Origin of the sequence: Luteimonas sp. WGS1318 (genome assembly GCF_043187535.1) — a bacterium.
Taxonomy (GTDB): domain Bacteria; phylum Pseudomonadota; class Gammaproteobacteria; order Xanthomonadales; family Xanthomonadaceae; genus Luteimonas.
Genome location: NZ_CP171131.1, coordinates 2,388,052 through 2,404,479 on the forward strand (window position 1 = coordinate 2,388,052; position 16,428 = coordinate 2,404,479).

8 protein-coding genes are annotated in these 16,428 nt (G+C 70.6%); 2 read left to right on the forward strand and 6 right to left on the reverse strand.

Features of this window, described 5'->3' with window-relative positions; translation table 11 throughout:
- Positions 1-11: 11 nt before the first annotated feature.
- Positions 12-3,530, forward strand: a complete 3,519-nt coding sequence (mfd, locus tag ACF3M1_RS10970; RefSeq protein WP_394000571.1) for a transcription-repair coupling factor — start codon at positions 12-14, stop codon at positions 3,528-3,530.
- A gap of 118 nt (positions 3,531-3,648) precedes the next feature.
- Here the strand turns inward: mfd and ACF3M1_RS10975 are convergent, their stop codons facing one another.
- The 5 genes from ACF3M1_RS10975 to ACF3M1_RS10995 form a co-directional block, all read right to left on the reverse strand.
- Positions 3,649-5,013: a virulence factor family protein gene (locus tag ACF3M1_RS10975; protein ID WP_394000572.1), complete on the reverse strand. Its 1,365-nt coding sequence runs from the start codon at positions 5,011-5,013 to the stop codon at positions 3,649-3,651.
- Positions 5,010-7,589, reverse strand: coding sequence for a bifunctional lysylphosphatidylglycerol flippase/synthetase MprF (mprF, locus tag ACF3M1_RS10980; RefSeq protein WP_394000574.1), 2,580 nt, complete (start codon positions 7,587-7,589; stop codon positions 5,010-5,012). Before mprF ends, ACF3M1_RS10975 begins: the two co-directional genes overlap by 4 nt.
- Positions 7,590-7,869: 280 nt before the next feature.
- A complete protein-coding gene (locus ACF3M1_RS10985; protein ID WP_394000576.1) occupies positions 7,870-8,358 on the reverse strand; it encodes an NUDIX domain-containing protein in 489 nt (162 codons plus the stop codon).
- 282 nt (positions 8,359-8,640) lie between these two features.
- Positions 8,641-11,967, reverse strand: a complete 3,327-nt coding sequence (locus tag ACF3M1_RS10990) for a PAS-domain containing protein (RefSeq protein WP_394000578.1) — start codon at positions 11,965-11,967, stop codon at positions 8,641-8,643.
- Between the two features lie 142 nt (positions 11,968-12,109).
- Complete coding sequence (locus tag ACF3M1_RS10995; protein ID WP_394000579.1) at positions 12,110-14,365, reverse strand: TonB-dependent receptor; 2,256 nt, start codon at positions 14,363-14,365, stop codon at positions 12,110-12,112.
- A 168-nt stretch (positions 14,366-14,533) separates the two neighbouring features.
- Here ACF3M1_RS10995 and ACF3M1_RS11000 point away from each other — a divergent pair, with 168 nt between their 5' ends.
- Positions 14,534-15,931, forward strand: coding sequence for a GntP family permease (locus ACF3M1_RS11000; RefSeq protein ID WP_394000581.1), 1,398 nt, complete (start codon positions 14,534-14,536; stop codon positions 15,929-15,931).
- Here ACF3M1_RS11000 and trxC read toward each other — a convergent pair.
- Positions 15,915-16,379, reverse strand: coding sequence for a thioredoxin TrxC (gene trxC / locus ACF3M1_RS11005; RefSeq protein WP_394000583.1), 465 nt, complete (start codon positions 16,377-16,379; stop codon positions 15,915-15,917). The two genes, ACF3M1_RS11000 and trxC, sit on opposite strands and share 17 nt — an antisense overlap.
- Positions 16,380-16,428: the final 49 nt, after the last annotated feature.

Consider the following 16,428-nt stretch of genomic DNA (forward strand, 5'->3'; position numbering starts at 1 on the left):
CGAATGTCCGCATGCCCAAGCCGCTTTCCCCCACTCCGCCCCTGCCCGCCGCCGGCCAGTCCCGCGCCTGGTGGCGCGCCCCCGCGAGTCGCAGCGCCCTGGCCTGGGCCGTACGCCAGGCCGCGGCCGCCCACGACGGGCCGCTGCTGCTGGTCGCGCGTGACAATCACGGCGCGCACCAGCTCGAACACGATCTGAAAACGCTGGGCGCCGGCGACGACGCCGTGCCCGTGCTGGCCTTCCCGGACTGGGAAACCCTGCCCTACGACCGCTTCAGCCCGCACCCGGACATCGTCTCGCAGCGTCTCGCCGCGCTGCACCGGCTGCCGACGCTCGAGCGCGGCATCGTCGTGGTGCCGGTGCAGACGCTGATGCAGCGGCTGGCCCCGGTGCGCCACGTCGCCGGCGGCAGCTTCGACCTGCGCGTCGGCCAGACCCTCGACTTCGATGCGGAAAAGCGGCGGCTCGAAAGCGCGGGCTACGGTCATGTACCCCAGGTCCACGACCCCGGCGACTTCGCCGTGCGCGGCGGCCTGCTCGACGTCTACCCGATGGGCGCCGACCAGCCCTACCGCATCGAGCTGTTCGACGATGCGATCGAATCGATCCGCGCCTTCGACCCCGAATCCCAGCGCTCGCTCGACAGGATCGAGGCGCTGCACATGCTGCCCGGACGCGAGGTGCCGCTGGACGAGGCCGCGACCGCACGCGCGATGGACACCCTGCGCGAACGCTTCGACATCGACACGCGCCGCAGCGGCCTGTACCAGGACCTCAAGGCGGGCGCCGCGCCGGCCGGCATCGAGTACTACCTGCCGCTGTTCTTCGAAGCGCCACGACGCGTGCTGATCGACACCGGCGAGGCGCCGCGATCGACGGCGACGCTGTTCGACTACCTGCCCGACACCACGCTGCCGGTGATCGACACCGGCACCTCGGCCTGCGCCGACCAGTTCTGGCAGCAGATCGCGCACCGTTACGACCAGCTGCGCCACGACATCGAACGCCCGCTGCTGCCGCCCGGCGAGCTGTGGCTCGCGCCGGACGCACTGCGCGAGCGGCTCAACCAGGGCGTACGCGTCGAAGTCTGCGACGCCGAGCATCCGCGCCATGCGCAGGCAGCGGCCCTCGGTGACCAGCCCGCACCGGATCTGCCACTGGCCGCGCGCGATCACGTGCCGGCCGATGCGCTGGTCAGCTTCCTCGGCAGCTATCCCGGCCGCGTGCTGATCGCGGCCGATTCGGCCGGGCGCCGTGAGGCGCTGCTGGAAATCCTGCATGCCGGTGAGCTGCGCCCCGTCGTGCTGCCGGACGTGCCCAGCTTCGTCGCCGATACGGCCACACGCTTCGCAATTGCGGTCGCGCCGCTCGACAACGGCTTCGCCCTCGATGCGCCGCAACTGACGCTGCTCACCGAGCGCCAGTTGTTCCCCGAGCGCGCCGCGCAGCCGCGGAGACGCACGCGGGTGGCGGCGCGCGACCCCGAAAGCATCATCCGCGACCTCGGCGAACTGAGCGAAGGCGCGCCGATCGTCCACGAGGACCACGGCGTCGGCCGCTATCGCGGGCTCGTCGTGCTCGAAGCCGGCGGCCAGCCGGGCGAATACCTCGACATCGAATACGCCAAGGGCGACCGCCTGTACGTGCCGGTGTCGCAACTGCATCTGGTCAACCGCTATTCCGGCGCGTCGCCGGAAACCGCGCCGCTGCATTCGCTCGGCGGCGAAGCCTGGACCAAGGCGCGCAAGAAGGCCGCCGACAAGGTCCGCGACGTCGCCGCGGAACTGCTGGAAATCCAGGCCAAGCGCCAGGCGCGTGCCGGCCTGGCGCTGGAAGTCGACCGCACGATGTACGAGCCGTTCGCGGCCGCGTTCCCGTTCGAGGAAACGCCCGACCAGCACGCGGCGATCGAAGCGATGATCCGAGACCTCGGCAGCAGCCAGCCGATGGACCGCGTGGTCTGCGGCGACGTGGGCTTCGGCAAGACCGAAGTCGCGGTGCGCGCGGCCTTCGTCGCCGCTGCGGCCGGCAAGCAGGTCGCGGTGCTGGTGCCGACCACGCTGCTCGCCGAACAGCACTACCGCACGATGGCCGACCGCTTCGCCGACTGGCCGATCCGCGTCGAGGTGCTGTCGCGCTTCAAGAGCACCAAGGAGATCAAGACCGAGATCGGCAAGATCACCGACGGCACGCTCGACGTCATCGTCGGCACGCACCGGCTGCTGCAGTCGGACGTGAAGTTCAAGGATCTGGGCCTGGTCATCGTCGACGAGGAACAGCGTTTCGGGGTGCGCCAGAAGGAAGCGCTGAAGGCGCTGCGTGCCAACGTGCATCTGCTCACGCTGACCGCGACGCCGATCCCGCGCACGCTCAACATGGCGATGGCCGGCCTGCGCGACCTGTCGATCATCGCCACGCCGCCGGCGCATCGCCTCGCGGTGCAGACCTTCGTCGTGCCCTGGGACGACGCGCAGCTGCGCGAAGCCTTCCAGCGCGAGCTCAGCCGCGGCGGCCAGGTGTATTTCCTGCACAACGATGTCGAGAGCATCGGCCGCATGCAGCGCGAGCTGGAAGAACTCGTACCCGACGCACGCATCGGCATCGCCCACGGCCAGATGCCCGAGCGCGAACTCGAGAAGGTGATGCTGGATTTCAACAAGCAGCGCTTCAACGTGCTGCTGTGCTCGACGATCATCGAATCGGGCATCGACATCCCCAACGCCAACACGATCATCATCAACCGCGCCGACAAGTTCGGCCTCGCCCAGTTGCACCAGCTGCGTGGCCGCGTCGGTCGCTCGCACCATCGCGCCTACGCGTACCTGGTGATTCCCGACCAGCGCTCGATCAGCAGCGATGCGAAGAAGCGGCTGGAAGCCATCGCATCGATGGACGAACTCGGCGCGGGCTTCACCCTGTCGACCCACGATCTGGAAATCCGCGGCGCCGGCGAACTGCTCGGCGAAGGCCAAAGCGGGCAGATGGCCGAGGTCGGTTTCAGCCTCTACACCGAGCTGCTGGAACGCGCGGTGCGCAGCATCAAGCAGGGCAAGCTGCCGGATGTCGACGACGTGGACGCGCGCGGCGCCGACATCGAACTGCACGTACCGGCATTGATCCCCGAGGACTACCTGCCCGACGTGCACACGCGCCTGATGCTCTACAAGCGCATCAGCAGCGCGCGCGACATCGACAAGCTGCGCGAGCTGCAGGTCGAGATGATCGACCGCTTCGGCCTGCTGCCCGATCCCGCGAAGCATCTGTTCGCCGTCGCCGACCTCAAGCTGCAGGCGACCGCATTGGGCGTGCGCAAGATCGACCTCGGCGACGCTGGCGGGCGCGTGCAGTTCACCGAAAAACCGAACGTCGATCCGATGGCGGTGATCCGGTTGATCCAGGGCCAACCCAAGCACTACAAGATGGACGGCCCCGACAAACTGCGCATCACCCTCGACCTGCCGGACGCGGAGGCCCGCATCAAGACCGCGCGCGGCCTGTTGATCGCGCTCGCGCCCGCGGGCAAGGCCTGAACCCACGCACCGCGGTCGTCGACTGCGCGGTGCAGCGCGCGACGCTGCACCCGCGCCTGCAGCCTGTCGTGCGCGCCGCCTTGGGGGCGTCGGGAAGGCGACCCGGGCCGCGCAGCGCTCACCGGGGCGCGTCGGTACGCAGGACGCGCGCAGCCTCGACGCGTTCGAGGACCACGCCCGCCAGCCGTTCGTAGTCTCCGCCGAAGTGATGGCCGCCGGGCAGTGTCCGCACGGTGACGTGGCCGGGCGGCAACGACGCGCAGGTCGCGTCCGGGTCGCCCTGCCCCTGGATGCACAGCGTGCGCTCGGCCGACAGGTGCAGGATCTCCGGCGCGATCGGCAGCGCATCGTCGCGGCCCGCCGACAGCCAGTTGCCGACGTGGAACTCGAAGGACGCGCGCGTGCCCAGGCCGATCAGCACCGTGTGCGCGACGGTCGCCCGCGTCGACGGCGGCAGCCGGTTCACCGCGAACGGCAGCACGTCCGCGCCCTGCGAATAACCGACCAGCAGCACCTGCGACCGCTGCCAGCGCCTCGCATACGTGCGTATCACGCGATCGAGATCGCGGGCGAGTCCATCGGGCGTACGCGCGGACCAGAAGTAGCGCAGCGAATCGAAGCCGACGACCGGAATGCCGCGCGCGGCGAGCGCGTCGGCCACTTCGGCATCGAGGCCCGCCCAGCCGCCGTCGCCGCTGAGCAGGACGGCGAAGACCGGATGCGCGGTGCCGGTGGCGGGGACCTCGACCAGCGGAAGATCGCGAACGTCGGACGGGGGTGGCGCGGGCTGCGCGCGTGCCGACGCCGCCGCGAGTGCGCGCACGCCGGCAACCAGCGCCGGCAGCGCGTCACCGTGTGCGCGGACCGCGGCCCCGTCGATGTCCGCGGCGAACGCCTGCAGTGCAGGCAGTTCACGGCCAGCGGCCAGCGCCAGCCAAGGCGTCGCCACGGCGGATGCCGGCTGCAACGTCACCGTCTTCGCTGTCGGCATCGTCGCGGCGAACAACGTGCCCGCACCCTTGCACGGCGGTTTGCCGAGCGCGAGTGGCGGCAGCGCACCGCGTGTGACCACGCCGGCGAAGACGCCGCGCCCTGCCTGCACGGCCATCGCGTAGACGATCGCCGCGCCCGCGCCGCGCCCGACCAGCACCGGCGGGCGGTAGTCGGGCAACTGCGCATACCCCTGCAGCCAGTGCGACAGGTTTTCGAGATCGCCATCCGGAAACGCGCAGGGGCCGGCGTCGTTGGCGAACGCGGCCTGCAGGCGCGCCACATCGATGGACGCCACCAGCGCGCCATCGCGCGCGAGCGCGGCGGCGGTGCCGGCATCGTCGCCCGTGCCCAGCAGCAGCACCGTATGCGTGGTCGGGCGCAGCGGGCGCGTCAGCGTGACGTCGTGGAAGAAGCCGTGGCTGACCCGCTCCTGCGCGGCCGCCGGCAACGCGGCGAGCATGACGAGCACGCAGGTCCAGAGACGCTTCATTTCGACAGCACGCCGCGATAGCCACCCGCGATCAGGGCGGCGGCATCGGCCAGCACCAGCAACGGCGTCACGCCCCCCGGACACGCCAGATAGCGTGCCTCCCACTGCGGATCGAACTTGTCCTTGAACGCGCGCAGGCCCTTGAAGTTGTAGAACTGCTCGCCGCGCGCGAACAGCAGCCGGCCGATGCGGTGCCAGTTCGGTGCCAGGGCGTGCATCGCCATGCCCGACAACGGCGCCATGCCCAGGCCGAACTGCACATAGCCCGCGTCGGCGAGGTGCTGCAGCACACGTGCGAACAGGAAGTCCATCGTGCCGGGCGGCGCATCGGGCAGATGCCGCATCAGGTCGACGCTGGCCTCGGCTTCGCCGTGCGCGGGATCGCCGGCGACGAGCAGGCTGGCGAACGCGACGATGCGCGCGCCCTCGCGCACCACCGCGACCGGATTGCGTGCGATGTACAGCGGATCGAAGGCGCCGATCGAGAAGCGTTTCTCGGCCGCGCGATGCGCGCCGAGCCAGGCATCGGACACCGCGCGCAATGCCGGCAGCTCGGGCGGCACGTCGGCCACGTCGACGACCGCGAATGTCAGCCCTTCGCGCTCCGCCCGGTTCACCGCGGTGCGCAGATTGCCGCGCCGCTTGCCCTGCAGCGAGAACCCGACCAGCGGCACCCGCGCGTACTCGCCGAGCTTGTACAGCCGCAGGCCGGCGTCGAGATACAGGGGCAACGCCTCCTGTCCGACCTGGTAGAAACAGCCGCGTGCCCCGGCATCGCGCGCATGTTCGAGAAAGCGCCAGACCAGTTCCGGCCAGGCGTCGCGCGGGCCGACCGGATCGAACAGCGCGATCCACGAACGGCCCTGCCGGCCGTACATCAGGAAGGCGTTGCCGGCATCGGAGAACAGCAGGTGTTTGTCGCCGGTCAGCACCAGGCCCGCGTCCGCATGGCGCTGCGCCTGCACGATCGCCTGCGCCTGTGCGAGCTGCGCGGCGTCGGGCAACGGCGGCGCGGGCACGGCCGGCCGCACCAGCTGGCGCAGCGCGAGCACCAGCGCGACCACCGCGACGGCGACCATCGCGCGCAGCGAACGCGGCGCCTCGCCCGAGACCGCGAACTGCCACCACAGCTGATGGGCGTAGGCGAGATCGCGATAGGCGAAGAACAGCAGGCCCGTCACCGCGATGCAGATGACCGCCATCGCCAGCAGCCAGCCACCGGTGAACGGCACCGCCAGCAGCGAGGCGCGCCGCTGGAACGGGCGTCGCGAGGCCAACAGTGCGATCAGCAGCGCCGACAGCACCAGCGCTTCGGTCAGCGCCAGGCCCTTGGGCAGCGCGAACACCAGCGCGAGTGCGACCAGCACCACCGCGGCCCACCACGCGGCATCGAGCCGGCGCAGCAGCGCGCGGGCGACGAACAGCAGCAGCACGCCGATGATCGAACTGAGGAAGTGCGCGGCTTCGACCAGCGGCAGCGGCAGCACCTGCAGGGTCTGCAGCGCGCGGCCGGTTGCCGGTGTCGCGCCGGAGACCAGCAGCATCACCGCCGCGACCAGCGTGGCACCGGCGAGCACGCGCGGTGCCAACCCGGACAGGAAGCGCCGTGCCGGCGTCGCCAGCTGTCCGGTTTCATGGACGATCAGCACCCCCAGCGCGAGCACCAGCGGCAGCACGTAGTAGACGAGCCGGTACAACACCAGCGCCCCGGCGAGTTCGCCGGCCGGCACGCGGCTGCCGAGCGCGACCAGCATCACCGCCTCGAACACGCCGAGTCCGCCGGGCACGTGGCTGATGACGCCGATGACGACGGCCGCGGCATAGAACCCCAGGAAGGTCGCGAACCCGACCGCGCCGTCGGGCAGCAGCAGCCACAACACCGCGGCCGCGGCGGTGATGTCGAGCACCGACAGCGCCAGCTGGGTCCACGCGAGGCGCGGCGACGGCAGCCGCAGGCGACCGATGCGGTCGCGCACGTGGCACAGCGCCAGCACCAGCAGCACCGCCACGATGGCCGCTGCACCGCCGCCCGCCACCATCCAGGCCGGCACGCGCAGCATCGGCGCGAGTGCGGCGGCGTCCCACCACAGGCCCGCGCCCCCCACGGCGCATGCCCCCAGCCCGAATACCAGGGCGTTGAACACGATGGCCCGCGACACGTCGGCCGGTTCCACCCCGGCTGCGCCATACAGCCGCATGCGCACCGCGCCGCCAGTGAACACGCCGAGCCCGATGGTGTTGCTCAGCGCATAGGCGACGAACGCGGTCTTGGCGATCGTGCGCGGCGGCACGCGGGCACCGACGTAGCGCAGCGCGCTGGCGTCGTAGCCGACCAGCGCGGCGAAGCTGACGGCGGTCGCCAGCACCGCGAGCGCGACGCGTGCACCGGGCGTGGCCTCGATCGCGGCCACGATGTCGTCGTAGCGCAATTCGTGCCAGAACCCGCGCAGCGCGAACACCAGCAGGGCCGCGATCGCCAGCACGCCGGCGACGATCGCGATCCGGCGCAGGATCTCGCCGTGCGCGAGCACGCGCGCGGCCAATGCCTGCAGCGAACGCCGGGACGACACCGCCATGCGAACTCCTCGCCTGCGCCTTCCCACGATTGCGGGGCGCGATGGCGGCGGAGCATACACCTGGCCGGGTCGGCCCCGGTGCGCGGTCCCCGTGGCGTTCAACGGGGGATGGACGATGCCGTCGGGTGCGGCGCGGCGTGCGCGCCGACAGGACGCTCACGCCGTGCCGGGTCTCGTGCCCGGGCCGGGTCGATCGACCGCCGGACGCGTGCGTCCGCTGGAGCCGGGGCCGCCGTCGCGGCGTGCACGTCCCGGACGCCGTCGGCGGCGCGTCGCCGCCCTAGAGCCGCGAGAACGACCAGGACTGCATGCGCCCGTCGCGATACGGCATCACCCCGTGGAACGCGCGCGGGTCGGCGTCGAACACCAGGGGCAGGAACTCACGGTCGCCTTCCCACAGCGGCAGGTCGAGGATGCGGTCGACGTCGACCCATTCCAGCGTGCCTTCCGGATTGGAGGCCAGCGGCGTGCCCTGAAATGCCTCGATGACGAACAGGAAGCCCAGCCAGTCCTCGCCGTGCTTGCCGAAGCCCGGCCAGCTGATCGTGCCGCGCAGGGTCATCGCATCACAGGTGATGCCGGCCTCTTCCATGATCTCGCGGCGCATGCCGGCGACGACATCTTCATCCGGCTCGACCTTGCCGCCGAGGCCGTTGTACTTGCCGAGGTGGTGGTCGCCGGGCCGCGCGTTGCGATGGATCATCAGCACCTGGCGGCGGTCGGGCGAGAGCACGTAGCCGAGGGTGGCGACGATCGGGGTATAGGGCATCGGGGCGGTCGGGAACTGCAGGGACGGCGATTGTAGCGAGCCGCATGCGCGCCCCCGTCATTCCGGCGCGGACCGGAGGTCCGGTTCGGCCGCGCGCGGCGCGTGTCATCCGGTGCCTTCAGCAGCGACGGGAACTGCCGGCCAGTGAACGCGGTACATCGGCTGGAGGACCCGCCATCCGGCTGTTGAGACCCCGGCCTGATCACACACGTGTCCGCTGAGAACCGCCGGAACGACGTCATCGATACCGGTGGCTGCAGACGTCGTCTGCGCAAGGACAGGCTATCCGCGCATCGCCCGCATGCGATCGAGCACCGACTTCAGCGCCAGCGGGCGCACCGGCTTGGGCAGCAGCGACAGACCGGTCGCGAATGCGTCGCTGCGGACCACGCCGGTGTCGTCGGCACTGACGATCAGCGTCGGACGCGCGCCGAAGCGCGCCGCCAGCCGCGCCTGCAACGCGATGCCGGTGTCGCCGTCGTCGAGGTGGTAGTCGAACACCCACAGGTCGGCCGGTGTCCGGGCGAGTGCCTGTTCGGCGTCGACGCCGTCGGCGACCGCGTCGACGCTGCAGCCCCAGCCACGCAGCAGCTGCTCCAGGGCGGCCAGCGCGGCGGGGTCGTTGTCGACGACCAGGACGCGCGCACCCGGAAGACCCGCGCGCGCCTGCGGCAGCGCGGCATGACCGGCGTGCGCGTGCGTCACGGCGATCGAGAACACGGTGCCGCGCCCGGCCCGGCTGCGCAGCGCGATCGGGGCGTGCAGCAGCTGCGCGATGCGGTCGGCGATCGCCAGGCCCAGGCCGAGCCCCTGCCCGGCCGCGCCGTCGCCGCGCCGGAACTCCTCGAAGATCACCGTCTGCTGCGCTTCGGAAATGCCCGGACCGGTGTCGTGGACCTCGATCCGCACCTGCCCGCCCACGCGCCGCACGCCGATCAGCACGCCACCGCGCGCGGTGTAGCGCACCGCATTGCCGAGGAAATTCTGCAACACGCGGCGCAGCAGCTGCGGATCGCTGTTCACCCAGGCGCGGCTGCGCACGTAACGGAACGACAGCCCGCGCTCGGCGGCGAGCGCGGCGAATTCCGACGCCAGCGGGTCGAGCATCTCGGCCAGCGGGAACGCGCGCGGTTGCGGCACCAGGCCGCCGGCTTCCAGCCGCGACATGTCGAACAGGCCGGTCAGCAGATCGCTGGTCGAATCCAGCGCGCCGCGGATCTGCCGCAGGCGCGGCGCCACATCGCCGGGCAACTGCTGCGACAGCGCGTCGGTGAACAGCTGCGCGGCGTGCAGTGGCTGCAGCAGGTCGTGGCCGACCGCGGTCAGGAAGCGCGTCTTGGCGTGATTGGCGCGCTCGGCCTCGCGGCGTGCCTGGTCGAGGCTGTCGGTGCGCTCGGCCACGCGCTGCTCCAGCGTCTCGTTGGACAGGCGCAGCGCGTGCTCGGTGCGGCGGAACTCCGTGACATCGGTGAAGGTCGCGACGAAGCCGCCGCCGGGCATCGGGTTGCCGCGGATCTCGATCACCTGCCCGTCGCGCAGCGTGCGTTCGGCGACATAGGGTGTGCCGGCGCGCATGTGCCGCAGGCGCTTGTCGACTTCGCTCTCAATCGCGACCGCGCCGATCAGGCCGCTGGTCACGTTGTGGCGCACCAGTGCGGCGACTTCCACGCCCACGCGCAGCAGCGCCGGCGGATACGCGAACAGCTCGGCATAACGGGCGTTCCACGCGACCAGGCGCAGCTGCTCGTCGACCACGCTGATGCCCTGGCTCATGTTCTCCAGCGCCGCTTCCAGCACCCGCTGGTTGAAGCGCAGATCCTGCGAGGCCTGGCCGACGATCTGCACCACCGTTTCCAGATCCGGGCCGGCGTCGCGGCGTGCGGCTTCGAGCAGCAGGCGCGCCGAGGCGGCGCCGAGCACGGCCGACAACTCGCGTTCGAGCTGCGCCTGGATCGCGATCGGCACCGGCCCCTGCGCCGGGGCGTCGCGCAGCAGGCGGTCCACGCGGGCGGGCGGCAGGAACCGTCGCCCGGCGCTGGCCAGTGTCTGCCGGCTCGCCCCGGGCCGCGGTGTCGCGTCGGCGACGGGGCCGCGGCGCAGCCCCGCGAGCAGCGTGACCGTGGTGCCGACGAACAGGCTGGCCCCGACCGCGCGGCCCAGGCGGCTCCAGCCGGTCAGGCCGAACAGCGCATCGGGCGCCAGCCAGACCAGGCCCAGCGGGCCGTCGCGCACCCACTGCGGATCCACCTCCACCACCAGCATCAGCATCGGCAGCAACATCACCCAGCACCAGGCCAGGAACCCCGCGAGCACGCCGGCCAGTGCCGCCGCCGGCGGCGTCTGCGGCCGCAGCACCGCGAAACCGAGTGCCGGCACCAGCGTCGCCAGTGCCGAGAACGACACCGCGCCGACATCGGCCAGTGCGTCGTTGCCGCTGACCAGCCGGCTGTAGAGCCAGCCCGACAGCATGATCGCGACGATCACGCCCCGGCGCAGCAGCAGCAGCGCGCCACGATGGTCGTTGCCGTCGCCGCGCGACCACACGCCGCGCAGCAGCCCGGGCGCGAACCAGTGGTTGCCGATCATCAGGCTCAGCGTCAGCGTGCTGACCACCACCATGCCGGTCGCCGCACTCAGCCCGCCGAGGAACACCAGCAGCGCCAGCCCCTCCTGCCCCATCGCCAGCGGCAGCGCGAGCGCGTACATGTCCGACGACACCGAATCGCCGAGCAGCGCCTGGCCCGCGCGCGCCAGCGGCAGCATCGGCAGCGCGATCAGCAGCAGATACAGCGGAAACCGCCAGCGCGCCGCGCGCACATGGGCCTCGTCTCGGCATTCGACGATGCCCACGTGGAACTGGTGCGGCATGATGAACATCGCGGCCGCGCCGAGCAGCACCAGCGGCACGAAGCCGCTGGCCGAGGTCACCAGCGGCGACGCCGGCACGTCCGGCAGGCCACGCAGGCCGAACCAGACGAACAGGCCCAGCGCCAGCATCGCCACGAGCTTGAACAGCGATTCGAACGCCATCGCCAGCACCAGGCCGCGGTTGTGCTCGGCCGCGCTCGCGCGTCGCGTGCCGAACAGCATCGTGAACAAGGCCATCGCCAACGCGACGTACAGCGCGCTGTCCTGCCAGGGCGCAGCGGTGTCGGCCTGCGCGGCCGGATGTCCGAGCAGCGTCGCGTAGCTCATCGCGATGCCCTTGAGCTGCAGGGCGATGTACGGCACCAGGCCCAGGGCGACGACCAGCGTCACCGTGGCCGCCAGCCAGGCATCGCGGCCCAGTCGGCTCGCGATGAGATCGGCGAGCGAGGTCGCATTGCTCTCGCGCGCCAGCCGCACCAGCCGCACCAGCACCGGCCAGGCGAGCAGATGGAACAGGATGGCGCCGAGGAAGGTCGGTGGCAGCGGCCAGCCGTAACGCGCGGCCTGGGTGACCGTGCCGTAGAAGGTCCACGAGGTGCAGTGCACCGCCAGCGACAGCACATAGATGTGGCGCCAGCGTGCGGCGAACGCGTCGGCGTGCCGCTCCCCGTAGACCGCCACCGCGAACATTGCGGTCAGCCAGACGCCCACGGCCACGACCACCACGCCGACACTCAGCACGACGCGCCCTGCAGGCCAGGTGTCGAAGGTGGCGTCATGGCACGGCGTTCCCCGGAAATTCCGGTCCGAGCATAGCGCCGTGCGCCGGACGTACGAAGGCCGCCCGCAGGCGGCCTCCGCGTCGAACGTCGCGCAGCGCGCATCAGAAGTTGTAGCGCACCGACACGTACCAGTTGCGCGGCCAGCCGTAGTACGCGGTCTGGATGTTGCCGACGCTGGCGAACTCCTGGCCTTCGACCTTGTAGGTCTTGTCGGTCAGGTTGCGCACGCCGGCGCGGACCTGCCAGGTGTACTGCGGCGAGTCCCACACGCCGTAGGCGCCGACCAGCGTGTAGGCGTCCTGGCTCAGGTTGGCGCGGTTGTCGACCGACAGCCAGGTCTCGCTGCGGTAGGACACGTCGCCGCCGACGCTGACCAGGCCGCCGTTGGCGAGCGGGAACCCGTGCTGCAGCGCCACGCGCGCGGTCCATTCCGGCGAGAACGGCACGTGGTCGTGGTTGACGCTGGGATCGAAGCCCGGGAACGACGGGTCGAGGCGGAAATCCTCGAACGACTTGTACTGCGCATCGAGGTAACCGACCTGCGCGCTGAGCGTCGTGGTCTCGCCGAGCAGCGCGCTGCCTTCGAACTCGATGCCCTTGATCTCGAGCTCGGCAGCGTTGAGCACCGGGAACGTGCCCACGTCCTGCGAGACCCGCGCCTGGAAATCCTTGTACTCGCTCCAGAACGCCGCGACGCTGCCACGCAGGCGATTGTCGGCCGAGCTGCCCTTCATGCCCAACTCGTAGGTCCAGACGAATTCCGGATCGAAGTCCGGCGCCGCAGCGTCCGCGGCACTGTTCGCACGGCCGTTGAAGCCGCCCGACTTGAAGCCGCGATTCGCCGACACGTAACCCATCAGATTGTCGGAGAACGCCTTCTGCAGGCTCACCGACGGCGTCCACGCGGTCCAGCTCTTCTTCGCGCTGAACGCGACGGTCTCGCCGAGCGCAGTGAACGGGGCACCCCAGAATGTGCTGGTGCTGCGCGAATAGTCCTTGGTGTCGCGCGTCCAGCGCAGGCCGGCAGCCAGCGTCCAGGTCGGCACGAACTCCCAGTTGGCATGCGCGAACGCCGCGACGCTCTCGGTGCTGAGGTCGTCGCCGATCGTGCGCAGGAACGAGATCGGCGCGCCGGCGAACGCGAACAGATCATCCGCATACGCCTCCTGGTAGGACGGCACGTCCTCCTTCATGTAGTACGCGCCGAACGTCGTCTGCAGGTTGCGGCCGTTGTCGAGCTGCAGCTGGAACTCCTGACTGAACTGGTTCTGGTCCAGCGCGACCAGGACGTCGCCGAGTTCGAACTGCGAGGCATCGATGTCGATGAAGGAGTTCGTTTCCAGTTCGCGGTACGAGGTGATGCTCTTGAACAGCACCGCATCGCTCAGGTCCCACTCGGCGGCCAGCGACACGCCCGAGTGCTTCAGCGCCTGGCCCTGGTCGGGCCGGAACGAGGTGCGTGCGGTGAAGTCGAATTCGCCGGTCGGCGCAGGCAGCAGCGTCACCGTGCCGAGCGCGAGGTCGGTGCGACGCAGCGGCGCGGTGGGCTGGCCGAGCGACAGCGCAGCGTCCTGCTTCGTGTGGTCGATCGACAGCGTCGCGCGGAAGACGTCGGTCGGCTGGAACGCGATCTTGGCGCGCAGCGCGCGGGTGTCGTCGTCGTTGTAGTGCCGGCCGGTGTCGCGGTCGCGGATGAAGCCGTCGTGGTTGAGCCAGGCGCCGGCGATGCTCGCCGCGACCGTGTCGCTGAGCTGGCCGGACACGTAGAAGCGGCCTTCGGCGCGGCCGTGGTCGCCGGCGGTGAGCTCGACCGCGCCGCCGCTGTCGTCGAACGGATTCTTGGTGGTGACCTTGATCGCACCGCCGGTGGAGTTCTTGCCGTACAGCGTGCCCTGCGGGCCGCGCAGCACCTCCACCTGCTGCACGTCGAACAGCGAGAACAGCGCGCCGTTGATGCGCGAGTAGTAGACGTCGTCGACGTACAGGCCCACGCCCGGGTCGAAGGTCTGCAGCGCGTCGGGCTGGCCGATGCCGCGGATGAAGGCGTTGACGCTGTTGGCCGAGCCGCGGCCCTGCACGATGTTGAGATTCGGCACCGCGCCCTGCAGGCCGTCGATGCTGCTGGCCTGCAGGTCTTTCAGCTGTTCCTCGCCGAAGGCGCTGACCGCGACCGGCACGTCCTGGATCGATTCGCTGCGGCGACGTGCGGTGACGGTGACCGAATCGAGCGTCGTCGCCGCGTTCGATTGCGCGGCGGTCGCCTGCGGCGGTGCCTGCTGGGCCTGGGCCGCCGGCATTGCCAGGCCGAGGCCGATGGCCAGACCGAGTGTCGAATACCGGATCGTGTTGCGCTTCATGTGTCCCCTCCCACGGGTCGCCAGGTCGTGCGGCACGCTGCCGCCCGACGCCAAGACTAGGGAGCACGCGCGCCGGGCGGCATCGTACCTTCGGCCAATGGCCGCGCCTGACGAGGCTGTCGACACTGCCCACCCATCGGCCATCCGGCCGCCGCACCGTGGAAAGACATGGATTTCGTGATCGTGCTGGGCGCGCTGGTGTTTCTGATGGTGGTCGCGTACCGCGGCTACAGCGTGATCCTGTTCGCGCCGATCGCGGCGATGGGCGCGGTGCTGCTGACCGATCCGTCGCTGGTGGCGCCGATGTTCACCGGCTTGTTCATGGACAAGATGGTCGGCTTCCTCAAGCTGTACTTCCCGGTGTTCCTGCTCGGCGCGGTGTTCGGCAAGCTGATCGAGATCTCCGGCTTCTCCAAATCGATCGTGGCCGCGACGATCCGGCTGTTCGGGCCCAAGCAGGCGCTGCTGTCGATCGTCGTGGTCTGTGCGCTGCTGACCTACGGCGGCGTCTCGCTGTTCGTCGTGGTGTTCGCGGTCTACCCGTTCGCGGCCGAGCTGTTCCGCCAGAGCGACATTCCCAAGCGCCTGATCCCGGGCACGATCGCGCTCGGCGCCTTCACCTTCACGATGATGGCGCTGCCCGGCACGCCGCAGATCCAGAACATCATTCCCACCGCGTTCTTCGGCACCGATTCCTGGGCCGCGCCCGTGCTGGGCACGCTGGGTTCGGTGCTGATCTTCGCGTTCGGCATGCTGTATCTGGACTGGCGCCGGCGCACCGCGGTGGCGGCCGGCGAGGGCTACGGCATCGAGCTGCGCAACGAACCCGAGCCGTTCGCCGGCGGCCGACTGGCGCCTCCGCTGGTCGCACTGCTGCCGCTGCTGCTGGTGGGCGTGGCGAACAAGCTGTTCACCGTGCTGATTCCACGCATCTACGGCAGCAGCCACGTATTTCCGTCCTCGGCGATGCAGGATGCGGTGCCGGTGGTGCAGGAGATCTCGCGCATCGCCGCGATCTGGGCGGTTCAGGGCGCACTGCTGGTCGGCATCCTGGCGGTGCTGTGCCTGGCCTGGCGGCCGGTGACGGCGAAGTTCGCCGAGGGCACGAAAACCGCGGTCGGCGGCGCGCTGCTGGCCTCGATGAACACCGCGTCCGAGTACGGCTTCGGCGCGGTGATCGCGGCCCTGCCCGGTTTCCTGCTGGTCGCCAATTCGCTGAATTCGATTCCCGATCCGCTGGTCAATGAAGCGGTCACCGTGACCGCGCTCGCCGGCATTACCGGCTCGGCTTCGGGCGGCATGAGCATCGCGCTGGCGGCGATGGCCGAGAGCTTCATCGCCAACGCACAGGCAGCCGGCATTCCGATGGACGTGCTGCACCGGGTCGCGGCGATGGCCTCGGGCGGCATGGACACGCTGCCGCACAACGGCGCGGTGATCACCCTGCTCGCGGTGACCGGCCTCACCCACCGCCAGTCCTACAAGGACATCTTCGCGATCACGCTGATCAGCACCGCCGCGGTGTTCGCGGTGATCGCGCTGTACTACCTCACCGGCTGGGTCTGAGCGCCGGGGCCGCCTGCAGCTGGGCGCGCGTCCACTGCACGATCGACTGCGCGGGCATCGCACCCGACTGACGGGCGAGTTCGCGACCACCGGCGAACAGCACAAGCGTGGGAATGCTGCGGATGCCCAAGCGCCCACCGAGGACCGCTTCGGCCTCGGTGTCCACCTTCGCCAGCGCGACCTCCGGTGCCAGCGCACGCGCGGCAGCCTCGAACGCCGGCGCCATCGTCAGGCACGGGCCACACCACGGCGCCCAGAAATCCACCAGCAACGGCGCGTCCGCACGCAATGCGTGTGTATCGAAACTGCCGGCATCGAGTGCGAATGGCGCATCCGGCCGCAGCGACGTGCCGCAGCGTCCGCAGGTCGGTGCCTCGCCGAGCCGCGCAGCGGGCACGCGGTTGCGGCTGTGGCAGTGCGGGCAAGCGACGATCAGGGCGTCGGACATGGCGGGCTCACGGCGGAATGACGGTGACGAGCATGCACGCGCCCGCGTC